Consider the following 8,656-nt stretch of genomic DNA (forward strand, 5'->3'; position numbering starts at 1 on the left):
CTCCAACCAGCACAGAAAGAAGACCCATGAGAACCTCCCTCCGCCGGATCGGCGCGACCGTGGCCGCCGCGGCGGCTTCCATCTCCCTCCTTGCCTCCTGCTCCGCGGACACCACCGCTTCGGCTCCCGACGCGGCAGAGGACAAGGTCACGCTCGTCTACGCCTTCGACGGCCTGTTCACCAAGCCGTTCAGCGAGATCGCCGGCAGCGTGAAAGAACGCACCGGCCTCACCGTCGATCTTCAACTGGCTGGAAACTCCTACGAAGACAGCCTCGCCCGCTTGCAGAACGACCGGACGGCGGGAACCCCGCCGGACATCACCATGATCGGGCTCAATCAGGTCCGCATGCTCGTCGAAGCCGGTGCCGCCGTCCCTCTCGGTCAGTTCACCAGCGGTGACAGGGAGTTCGACCTGCGGCAGTACAGCGACGAGATGCTCGACCTCACCAGCGTCGGCGGCAAGCTCTACGGCATGCCGAACGCGGTCTCGATGCTGGTGATGTACTACAACGCCGATCTGTTCACCGCGGCCGGCCTCGACCCCGGCAAGCCGCCGCGGACATGGGACGAGGTCAAGACCGTCGCTCGCGCGATCGTCGACTCCCATACCGCCAAATACGGTCACTGGTCGGACTTCGAGAGCGTGTGGTCGTTCGAGAACTTCCTCCGCTCCAACGGCGGCTCCATGATGAACGACGCCGAGACGGCCGTCACCTTCAACAAGGACCCGGGCGTCAAGGTGCTCGAGTTCTGGCGGGGGATGGTCGAAGCGGGCCTCATGCCCGCGTACGGCACCGACGACGGGCGGGAGGCGTTCTTCCGGGGTGACGTCGCGATGGCGATCGATTCGAGCGCGCAGGTCGCGAACTACGAACGCACCTCCGGGTTCGACCTGCGCACCGCCGAACTGCCCATTCCGACCGGCGGGGACCGGCAGGCGCCCGGCGGCGGGAACGCTCTGGTGATCACCGCCACCGCTCCCGAACGTCAGAAGCTGGCGTGGAAGGCGCTCAAGGCCTTCGTCGGCCCGGCGGGATCCACGACCACCACGAAAGCGACCGGTTACCTGCCCGTCAACCACTACGCCGCCGAAAGCGACGAGTACCTCGCGAAATTCTTGAAGAGCAGCCCCACCCGCACCGCGGCGCTCAAGCAGAGCACGGACCTGGTCCGCTGGTTCAGCTGGCCCGGGAAGCGCGGTCCGGAGATCGCCAAGGAGCTCCAGAACGGCATCTACCGGGCGGTCACCGGTGAAAAGTCTCCCCAGGACGCGCTGAACGAGGCCGCCGACGCCGCGAAGGGACTCCTGTCATGACCACCCTCGGCGATTACCCGCCCGCGGCCCACGCCATGCGGGAGGAGCCGGCTGTGGCCGAGCCGGCCGGTGTCACCATCCGCCAGGTCAGCAAACGCTACGGATCCGGTACGCTCGCGCTCCACCGGATCGACCTCGACTGCCTGCCCGGGGAGATCACCGTCCTCGTCGGCCCCTCCGGTTGCGGAAAGACCACCCTGCTGCGTGGCATCGCCGGGCTCGAACAACCCACAGGCGGTTCCATCCATGTCGCCGGACGAGACGTCACCACGATGGAACCGCAACGTCGGGGCGTGGCGATGGTCTTTCAGAACTACGCGCTCTACCCGGACAAGACCGCCCATGACAACATCGCCTTCCCGCTGAAGATGGCACGCGTGCCGAAACAAGAACGCCGCGGCCGGGTCGAGGCGGTCGCGCGGCTGCTGCGCCTCGAGGCGCTCCTCGAGCGGAAACCAGCCGAGCTCTCCGGGGGACAGCGCCAACGAGTCGGCATCGGCCGGGCCCTGGTGCGCGGCCCGCGGGTCCTCCTCATGGACGAACCGCTGAGCAACCTGGACGCGCAACTACGCGTCGACATGCGAGCGGAGCTCCTCGCCCTGCAGCGGGATCTGGGCACCACCATGGTCTATGTCACCCACGATCAAGTCGAAGCACTCACCCTCGGCAGCAGAGTCGTCGTCATGAACGGCGGAAGGATCGCCCAGAACGGAACCCCCGACCAGGTCTACAACCGGCCCGAGAACGCGTTCGTCGCATCATTCCTCGGCGGAATGAACCTCATCGACGGACACGTCGAGGAAGGCCGGTTCCGCTCCGGTGACAACACCGTGGCCTTGCCACAGCGGCTGCGATCGTTCGAAGGGCAGCGCATCACGCTCGGCATCCGCCCCGAGTCGCTCACGCGTGGCGACGGAGGACCGGACGCCCTCACCGTGACAGGTCGCGTGGCGCTCAGCGAGATGCTCGGCCACGATCACATGGTCCACATCGGCGGGCTCTCCGCACCGCTGCGCGTACGAGAGCGATATGGCCCCCGCGCGGGTGAGAGCGCCACCGTCCACGCGCGACCAGACGACATCCACATCTTCCTGCCCGACGACGAAGGCAAGCGAGCAGACCTCTCATGACCGCACCCGCCCGTGTCACCGTCCTCGGCGCCGGCATCCTCGGAGCCGCCACCGCACACCATCTGGCTCGCCAGGGCGCGCACGTCACCCTCATCGACGCGGACACGCGCGATGCTCGGTCGACGACGGCGTCTTTCGCGTGTGTGAACGGCAGCGCGAAGAGCGACCCTGACCTCTGCGCCCTCAACGACCGCGCCGTCGAAGAGTACCGCCGCATCGCCCACACCCTCGGAGCAGCCGCCGTCCGATTCACCGGCCAGCACTTCGTCGCCACCGGCCCAGACTCCCTGCGCATCGCCGAGCGGCGAGTCAACGCCGCCTGCTCCCGCGGATACGGCGGAGAGATCCTCCCCGTCGGCGCGTTCCGCGAACGCGAACCCCACCTGCGCCTGGACACGCCACCACTCGCGGTCGCGTGGTTCCCCGCCGACGGATGGGCTGACCCGGAAGCCCTCCGCGCGCACTTCCTCACCGGCCTCACCATGCAGCACCGCAAAGCCATCGCGATCAGCCCAAGGGGATCAGGCCGCCTTCAGATCACCTTCGCTGACGGAGACCGAACCGACACCGACCGCGTCGTCGACGCCACGGGCGCCGGAGCCGCCGACATCGAACTCCCCGTATCGCGTCCGCCCCTTCACGTCACGTCCGGGTTCGTCGTGGCAACGGACACCGACAGAGATCTTGTGACCACCGTCGTCCGCACCCCGCAGTTCGGCATCCGCCCTGATGGGCCCCGTCGTGCCCTTCTGCACAGCCACGAGATTGATCGCCTCTTCGACCACGACCGGACCACGGCCGAACTCGCCGCCGAAACCCTCCTCGACCGAGCCCGACGCATGTTCCCGGACGCCGGTCACATCACGCCACGACGAATCACCCGAGGCCCACGACCGACACCAGCCGACGGCAAGCCCGCCGTAGGCGAAAGCGCGATTCTCCCCGGCTACTACGAACTCTCCGCGCACAGCGGGATCACCCTCGCCCCGCTCCTGGGCCGACTGCTCGCCACGGAGATCCTCACCGAGTTCCGTGACCCCATCCTCTCCCCATTCCGGCCAGACTGGAGCCTGTCCGGAAATGTCACCCGAAGCGTGGATGGAGCAAGGTAGATCATCCAACGTTGGAGACCCGCGCCAGCCGATCTACCCGGCCTGGACCTCCTATGGCTTCGGTGAGCCGCCACCCTGACCAGTCCTGCAAACCAATCGGGCGATATGCGAAGAGTTAGCTATCAGTTTCAGTACGTAGCCCTGGACAAGCTGAACACCGGCCTGACCCAGGGCAGCGCCGGCGGAGTGCGGATCATCACCCGGGGCGGTAAACCGTGGGTGAGCGTCCCCAAGCTCGACAAGCTGCCCGAGCCGAAGAACCTCGGCAAACTGAAGGCCGAAGTCCAGCGCCGGTGGGGCACCATCGACCTGCTCGACGTCCTCAAGGACACCGCCTCCCTCATCGACGCCTTCACATCGGTGGCAACCCGGGAGGTGCTGGACAAGCACACGCTGAACCGCCGACTGCTGCTCGTACGCTTCGCGCTCGCACGAACATGGGAATCCGGCAGATGGCCGCGACCGGCGACCACGGCCAGGACGAGGCCGCGCTGCGGCACGTGCGCGCGACCTACCTCACCCGTCAGAACCTGCGGGCGGCGATCGTCGCGGTGGTCAACGCCACCCTGGAGGCCCGCGAGCCGAGCTGGTGGGGCGAGGCGACCAGCACCGCCTCGGACTCCAAGCGGTTCGCCTCCTGGGACTCCAATCTGATGACCGAGTTCCACGCCCGGTACGGCGGTCACGGCGTCATGATCTACTGGCACGTCGACAAGGGCCGGTTGTGCAGCTACTCGCAACTGAAGTCGTGTTCCTCCTCCGAGGTCGCGGCGATGATCGAGGGCCTGCTGCGCACCGCACCAACGCCGAGATCGAGGCGAACCACACCGACACCCACGGCGCCACCACCGTCGGGTTCGCCTTCACCGAACTGCTGGGCTGCAAGCTGCTGCCCCGGATGAAGAACATCGGCGCGATCGAGTTGTACAGGCCCGAAGCCGCTCCGGCCGCGTGGCCAAAGATGGACAAGATCCTCAAGAAACGGCCGATCGACTGGGACCTCATCGCCCGCGATGACGACCAGATGATCAAGTACGGGACGGCGCTGCAACTGCGCACGGCGGAAACCGAGCAGGTGCTGCGCCGTTTCACGAAGGGCAACGGTCCCAAGCATCCGGTCTGCCTGGCGCTGGAAGAGCTCGGCCGGGTCGTGCGCACGATCTTCGCCTGCGACTATCTCGCCGATGAGCAGCTGCGCCGGGAGATCAACAGCGGGTTGCCGGTCGTGGAGAACTGGAACAGCGCCAACGACAAGATCTTCTACGGCCGCGAGGGCGTTCTGACCGGGGCCCGACCGTGAGCACGCCGAGGTGTCCATGCCCACCTTGCACCTGCTGCAGTCCTCGCTGGTGTTCATTAACACCCAGCTCCTACAGGCCGTTCTGCGAGATCCGCAGTGGGACTCACCGCGGCGTGCGCGGGACCTGCGGCGGGACTGTGCAGTGGTTCTGGCACCACCTCATGTGTCGGTCAGCAGCAGATCTTCAGGTAGTCCTGCAGGTCGACGAGGATGCGGGCGACGCTGTCGCGGTCGCCCCCGATACAGCGCCTCGTTGCCGCCGCGGCTGATGACGTCGTGGTTTCCCTAATGTGGTCGGCCTTGCCTGCCGGGTTTATCGCTGGAGGGTCTGGCTGCGGTCGATGATGTCCAGGACGGCGTTCCTGATCTGGCGGAAGGCGGCGGTGGTGTCGTCGGCAGCGGCGGTGACGGCTTGGTCGGTGGGTGCGACCGCGGGTTCGAGGAGCAGGGCCACGGTGCCGGCGAGGACTTCGCCGGGGTCGCCGGCGGTGGGCGGGGCGGACCTGGAGTCGGACATGGTGGTGTTGAAGCCGATGAGCACGGCGTGCATGGCGTAGGACTGGTCGGCCAGTGGGCGGTCCTGGCGGAGCAGTCCATGCCGGCGCAGGATCGGCATGACCGCCTGGCACATCGCGCTGGGCTGAGTGCGCTCGAACAGATCGCGGTCGCCGGCCTGCTCGATGAGCAGCCGCAGCAGGTCGGCGTCCTTGGTGGTGAGGCGGCGTGCCAGTGGGGAGCGAAGCCCGGTGCGGATCAGTAGCGGGGCCAGGTGGCGCGGTTGTACGGCGGTGGGGTCGGCGGTGATGCGGGCGATGATCGCCTCCAGGAAGGCCAGCAGTTCGCGGGCGAACAGGCCAAGGATGAGGTCTTCTTTGGTGGGCCAGTACAGGTAGACGGTGCCCTTGCCGACCCCGGCCGCCGCGGCGATCTCGCTGACGGTGACCTTGCGCACGCCGTGATCGGTCGCCAGCTCGCGGGCGCTGTCCAGAATGCGGGCGGCTTTGTGCGAGTGGTGTTCGATCAGCTGGCTCACCGTGCTGTCCTCCGTTTCGTGCTGTCGAGTTTTCGCTGCAGTATGTGCGGGACCGATCAGAGGGCGGCGACGTCGAGGTTCTTGGCCCGCATGTCCTTGTTGTTGAACATTCTCCTGCCCATGGCCTTGCCGACGCCCGGCATCCGCATCAGGCGCATCATCCCAGCTCTCAGGAGCTGCTCCTTACGATCATGCGGGGTGAAGATACGCCGTCCGGGCAAGGCGCTTTCCTGCTGCAGGTGGATGAACGGCCTCATCCGTTCCTCCCAGGCTCGCAACGCCGCGGGCAGGTCTCCGGGGTGGCGTTGGAGCATGGTGCCCAGCAGTTCGCCGCCGGCCATGCCGCTGGAGGCGCCCATGCCCGCGTACAGAGTGACGCACCAGGCGGAGTCGCCGATCAGGACGACACGGCCACGGTGCCAGAGGGGCATCTTGACCTGCTGTACCGAGTCGAATAGCGCGTCGGCTGCCTGCTCGTAACGCGTCAGCAGCCCTTCCAGCAGGGGGCCGGTGGGTTCGGGGCCATAGGCGGCGCGGATGGACTCGATCGGCGGGCGGCGGAATTCGGCGTCGATGTCGCCGGTACGGTAGGAGAACAGCAGGCTCGGGGCGTGATCGGCGAACGGGAAGGCCCACACTGAGCGACCCGGCTCGGCCAGGACCAGGCCCTCGTGCAGGCCGAAGCCGTCGACCGGGCCGTCCAGCACGGTGGCGCCGACCATGTAGTTCAGCGGGTGCAGGTACTCCTCCTCGGGGCCGAAGACGAGCCTGCGCACCGTCGAGCGCATGCCATCGGTGCCGATCACCAGGTCGAAGCGCTCGGTCACGGTGGTGTCGGAGGCGATGTCGTGCAGCGTCACCTCGGCTGCGGCGTCGTCCTGGGTGATGCGGGTGGGTACGGTGGAGTAGCGGATCTCCACATCGTCCGGCAGCGCTGTGAACAAACCTCGCTCCACATCGCCGCGCAGCAGCGGCCGGGGGCCAGCGGCCATGGCGAAGGGGTTCATGCCGGGACGGCGGTGCCCCGCGCGGTCCACCTCGTAGCTGGTGACATGGGGACCGCTGCGGTCGCCGATGGCCTCCAGCACGCCCAGCCGCCGGGCCGAGGCGATGCCGGACCCGAACAGCGCGATGAAGTATCCGCCGGCGCGGCGGGCGGGCGCCCGTTCCACTACTACCGGCTCCCAGCCGATCTGGTGCAGCCGCAATGCGGTCGCGATGCCGGCGATCCCCAGCCCGACCACCAGCGCCCGGCCGGCTTTGCCGTGGTTGGTCATGACGACTCCCTTTGTAGGCTTCCAGATCATGTTAGCCGACGTACTGACCATATCGGTTCTTTTGGTCAGTATGTCGGAGCGCACCACGTCGAGGATCTAGACCTGGAGCACCGCCGCGCCCCCGTCCGCTCCAAGGGCGGCGCCATCGAATGGGTGTACTGGGACAGCGGCACAGCCCACCTGCTCCCCCCGGCTACTCCGCCTCCCGGACGGCAGCACGCGCACGCACGGTCCGCTGTTCCTGTCCGAACGACGCCCTGTTCCCGCTCGCCGGCCCTCCGCCGTCGACATCTGTCCGCACACCGGCCGCGCCCGCCTCGGCTATGACCGCGCCCGCGTCCTGCTGGAGAAGTACGCCGGACTCGATCTGCACGAGCTGCGCCACAGCGCCGCCACCCACCTCGGCGACGCCGAAGTGCCGCTGCAGCTCATCATGGGCAAGACCCGCCACAAGAACCCCTGCACCGCCATGCGCTATGTCAAACCCGGCGCCGAAGCCATCGCCAAGGTCACCGAGGTCCTGGCACCGCGTCGCCGTACCCGCTGATCAACTGAGTGGCGGCTTGCCGGAGCTATGGGAGTTCCGGGCCGATTCACCACCGCCGCCGGCCGCGGTTCCGCAGGCCCGTCTTCAAAGCGGAGATCGTCGTCGATGAGCACGGGCATTCCCTCGGGGATCAAGGGCCGGTGCTCAACGTCCCAGGACCGCCAGCCACGGGACGAGAAGAACGTCAGGATCACGAGCGATGACAGGAGAAACACAACACCGCTCAGCGCAAAGCCCAGACTCCATGGTTACAAGGCCGTCGAGCCATTCGCAACACAGAAACCAAGCAGAGACAACGTGCCGAAGCGCGCGGAACCACCAGGCAGGCGACCGCATCTCCGTATGTCGAGTCGGGAACGCCGAAGACGACCACGTCCTCGACCCCGGGATGCGTGCGCAGCACCTCCTCGACCTCGAACGGGGCGATCTTCTCGCCCCCGCAATTGATCATCTCTTTGACCCGGCCGTGGACGGGCAGTCGCAGTCCCGCGGCATGACGTTCAGCCGGACGTCCGCCGGGCCCAGGGCATGGGCGAATGCGGAGGCCCCGAGCTGCTCAGTGGACCGCGACCTGCTGCCAGGCCGTGGTGGTGCCGATGGCGAAGCCGGCCGCCGGCGATCCCGTCGACGTGGCCGCACCGGGTTCCGGCACCACTCGGCGGCGGTACGAGCAGATGATCATCGAGGCCGCGGTCCAGGCTGGGCGGGACGCAGTTGTGGGGCACCCGGAATTGTTCACCCCCTTCTGTGTGTGCCCGGGAGGAGACCCCGAAGGCGAACGCCGAGCTGCTGCCGCCGTCTGCACCCGAGTGCGGACCTTCGTCGAGATCAGCACAGTCGTCGGGGCGGGCACAGCGACCATTCGGGCTCGGTCAGCTCCATGGAGAAGGCCGAGACGAGCCGTTGCCTGGCCGGCTCGTCGGGGATCGACTGGAGGATCG

The 8,656-nt window shown here is 67.5% G+C and carries 8 protein-coding genes and 1 pseudogene; 4 read left to right on the forward strand and 5 right to left on the reverse strand.

The window, feature by feature from the left end; all coding sequences use genetic code 11:
- Nucleotides 1-26 precede the first annotated feature (26 nt).
- The 4 genes and pseudogenes from AB0L53_RS46320 to AB0L53_RS46335 all read left to right on the forward strand — a co-directional run bounded on the left by AB0L53_RS46320 (nucleotide 27) and on the right by AB0L53_RS46335 (nucleotide 4,858).
- Nucleotides 27-1,316 (forward strand): ABC transporter substrate-binding protein, encoded by a 1,290-nt coding sequence (locus AB0L53_RS46320; RefSeq protein WP_364009214.1) that lies wholly within the window; start codon nucleotides 27-29, stop codon nucleotides 1,314-1,316.
- Nucleotides 1,313-2,446 (forward strand): ABC transporter ATP-binding protein, encoded by a 1,134-nt coding sequence (locus AB0L53_RS46325; RefSeq protein WP_364009217.1) that lies wholly within the window; start codon nucleotides 1,313-1,315, stop codon nucleotides 2,444-2,446. The genes AB0L53_RS46320 and AB0L53_RS46325 overlap by 4 nt, the downstream gene beginning before the upstream one ends.
- Nucleotides 2,443-3,558: an FAD-dependent oxidoreductase gene (locus AB0L53_RS46330; protein ID WP_364009220.1), complete on the forward strand. Its 1,116-nt coding sequence runs from the start codon at nucleotides 2,443-2,445 to the stop codon at nucleotides 3,556-3,558. The genes AB0L53_RS46325 and AB0L53_RS46330 overlap by 4 nt, the downstream gene beginning before the upstream one ends.
- 452 nt (nucleotides 3,559-4,010) lie before the next feature.
- Nucleotides 4,011-4,858 (forward strand): annotated as a pseudogene (locus tag AB0L53_RS46335) (Tn3 family transposase).
- A 313-nt stretch (nucleotides 4,859-5,171) separates the two neighbouring features.
- On the opposite strand, the gene AB0L53_RS46340 reads toward AB0L53_RS46335, so the two are convergent.
- The 5 genes from AB0L53_RS46340 to AB0L53_RS46360 all read right to left on the reverse strand — a co-directional run bounded on the left by AB0L53_RS46340 (nucleotide 5,172) and on the right by AB0L53_RS46360 (nucleotide 8,397).
- Entirely contained in the window at nucleotides 5,172-5,891 is a 720-nt protein-coding gene (locus AB0L53_RS46340) for a helix-turn-helix domain-containing protein (protein ID WP_364009223.1), read from the reverse strand.
- 56 nt (nucleotides 5,892-5,947) lie between these two features.
- The gene (locus tag AB0L53_RS46345; protein ID WP_357957127.1) at nucleotides 5,948-7,168 is read right to left on the reverse strand and encodes an FAD-dependent monooxygenase; all 1,221 of its coding nucleotides are present in this window, start codon (nucleotides 7,166-7,168) and stop codon (nucleotides 5,948-5,950) included.
- A 193-nt stretch (nucleotides 7,169-7,361) separates the two neighbouring features.
- Nucleotides 7,362-7,619: a hypothetical protein gene (locus AB0L53_RS46350; protein WP_364009227.1), complete on the reverse strand. Its 258-nt coding sequence runs from the start codon at nucleotides 7,617-7,619 to the stop codon at nucleotides 7,362-7,364.
- 319 nt (nucleotides 7,620-7,938) lie between these two features.
- The gene (locus tag AB0L53_RS46355) at nucleotides 7,939-8,166 is read right to left on the reverse strand and encodes a hypothetical protein (protein ID WP_364009230.1); all 228 of its coding nucleotides are present in this window, start codon (nucleotides 8,164-8,166) and stop codon (nucleotides 7,939-7,941) included.
- A 105-nt stretch (nucleotides 8,167-8,271) separates the two neighbouring features.
- Nucleotides 8,272-8,397 carry a hypothetical protein gene (locus tag AB0L53_RS46360; RefSeq protein ID WP_364009232.1) on the reverse strand — a complete coding sequence of 42 codons (126 nt, stop codon included), beginning with the start codon at nucleotides 8,395-8,397 and terminating at the stop codon, nucleotides 8,272-8,274.
- Nucleotides 8,398-8,656: the final 259 nt, after the last annotated feature.

Source organism: Nonomuraea sp. NPDC052129 (assembly GCF_040680095.1).
Lineage (GTDB): Bacteria > Actinomycetota > Actinomycetes > Streptosporangiales > Streptosporangiaceae > Nonomuraea.

Coding starts and splice junctions, on each gene's coding strand:
- AB0L53_RS46345 (WP_357957127.1), bottom strand. CDS start 7,168: ATGACCAACCACGGCAAAGCCGGCCGGGCGCTGGTGGTCGGGCTGGGG.
- AB0L53_RS46330 (WP_364009220.1), top strand. CDS start 2,443: ATGACCGCACCCGCCCGTGTCACCGTCCTCGGCGCCGGCATCCTCGGA.
- AB0L53_RS46325 (WP_364009217.1), top strand. CDS start 1,313: ATGACCACCCTCGGCGATTACCCGCCCGCGGCCCACGCCATGCGGGAG.
- AB0L53_RS46360 (WP_364009232.1), bottom strand. CDS start 8,397: ATGATCATCTGCTCGTACCGCCGCCGAGTGGTGCCGGAACCCGGTGCG.
- AB0L53_RS46355 (WP_364009230.1), bottom strand. CDS start 8,166: ATGATCAATTGCGGGGGCGAGAAGATCGCCCCGTTCGAGGTCGAGGAG.
- AB0L53_RS46320 (WP_364009214.1), top strand. CDS start 27: ATGAGAACCTCCCTCCGCCGGATCGGCGCGACCGTGGCCGCCGCGGCG.